Source organism: Brevundimonas sp. (genome assembly GCF_018608325.1).
Taxonomy (GTDB): domain Bacteria; phylum Pseudomonadota; class Alphaproteobacteria; order Caulobacterales; family Caulobacteraceae; genus Brevundimonas.
In genome coordinates this window covers 2,531-4,245 of the sequence record NZ_JABAZW010000139.1, presented here as the reverse complement: position 1 = coordinate 4,245, position 1,715 = coordinate 2,531, and the positions used below count along the sequence as shown (strand labels likewise).

At 64.9% G+C, this 1,715-nt stretch carries 2 protein-coding genes; one reads left to right on the top strand and one right to left on the bottom strand.

The genetic code is table 11. From position 1 onward, the window contains the following. Nucleotides 1-237 precede the first annotated feature (237 nt). On the bottom strand, nt 238-423 hold the full coding sequence (locus QZ281_RS13660) for a hypothetical protein (RefSeq protein ID WP_292229243.1): 186 nt from the start codon (nt 421-423) through the stop codon (nt 238-240). Nucleotides 424-869: 446 nt separating this feature from the next. Between QZ281_RS13660 and QZ281_RS13655 the strand changes: the two genes are divergently transcribed. Then, a partial coding sequence (locus QZ281_RS13655; protein WP_292229242.1) for a cell wall hydrolase occupies nt 870-1,715 on the top strand: 846 nt, incomplete at its 3' end.

The window sequence follows — 1,715 nt, the reverse complement described above, 5'->3', positions numbered from 1 at the left end:
CAAATCTTTCATGCGAAAGCGTTCAGGTTCCTTGTGGTCCGGCCGAAAGCGGCCGTCGGGGGGTCAGGCGGCGAAAACGCACGGCCGGAGCGGGCCGCACAAAACCGAAACCAGCGGCAAAATCAAGGTTCGTCGTGGACGAACACGCGGCTTCGGCCGGATCGGAGGCCGATCCGCGCACAGTGATGCAGATAGGTCGCGCCCCGCATGAGGCAAGGGCGCGCCTTTGTCTACACGTCAGTTCGGCTTTTGAGCCTGGCCGACGGCGGTTCCAGCAGCGCCGCCGACGGCTGCACCCACCGGGCCGCCGACAACGGCCCCGGCGACGGCGCCTGTGGCGGCCTTCTGTTCAACAGTGGTTCCGCAAGCAGCCAGCGCCAGGGCGCTCAAAACAGCGGCGGTCAAGACAATGGGACGGATCATGTGTGTTTTCCTTCAAGGGCCAAGCTTCAACGTGAACCCGGGCGGTTCGTTCCACCCAAAACAAACCACCGAATACAGACGCGGCAAATCCGCCAACAACTGTCACAATTGGATAAGCTGACATCGCGCACGACACGCAAATAAAGAGCAATCACCGTGTATCGAAATACAGTATTCGCGCGATAGATTGTCCGAAATTAAACCAAATACGACCACAATCTCTGGAGGCCGGAAAAAATACCTATTGGTTTCTAGCCCTTACCCCACATCTTGCGAATCAACCACATTCCGGTCACAAATAGCGGTATATAGGCCCGTCCTCCGACGCCCGGGCCCATTGAGCCGAGCGCCGGATTTGCAGGCTGGAACAGCGACCGCAGAGTCGCCCGGCTGGCGAGACTACCCCGGGGGCTGCGTTTCTCGCCCTGCTTAACAGGACTACCTCGTTGTCGCATTCCTCGCAGACGCGCGCCATTTCGCGTGCCGACCGTGTGGCCAAGATCAAGCCCATGACGGCGGCTGCGGCCTTTGGCGGGCTCGTGGGGCTGGCGATCGGCAGCGCCTATCTGGGCGGCATGACAGCACGCGCGACGACGCTGCGGGCTCAGGCTGAACGGATTCAAGGCGCCACCGCCGCCGGCTTCACCGAAGAAGCCCTGGCCGCCGCCGCAGGCGGTCTGGACGCCAGCGCCCTGACGATTGCAAGACGACACGACCCCTACACCAGCGCTGGCTCGGCCCAGCGCGACCGGCAGGCTGAACTGCTGGCCGCCCGCCTCGAACAACTCCGCGCGCCTGCCGACAACGGCTTGCGTCAGGTGAACGTCACCGCCCCGACCGGCGCCCGCCCCTTCCAGATGGGCCACGCCCTGGACGCCAGCCGCGATCTGGATTGCCTGACCCAGGCTGTCTATTACGAAGCACGCGGCGAGGGCCGCGACGGCATGAAGGCCGTGGCTCAGGTGGTCCTGAACCGCGTCCGCCACCCCGCCTTCCCCAAGACCATCTGCGGCGTCGTCTTCCAGGGCGCGGCACGCGGCTCGGGCTGCCAGTTCTCCTTCACCTGCTCAGGCGTGATGCGCGGCGGCGTCAACCGCGCCGCCTGGGACCGCGCCCGTGCGGTGGCCTCCGGCGCCATGTCCGGCTCGGTCTTCGCCAGCGTCGGCAACGCCACCCATTTCCACACCACCGGCGTCTCGCCCACGTGGCGCAACTCGCTGATCCAGGTCAGCCAGGTCGGCAGTCACCTGTTCTATCGTTTCGGCGGCCGTTCCGGCTCCAGCGACGCGTTC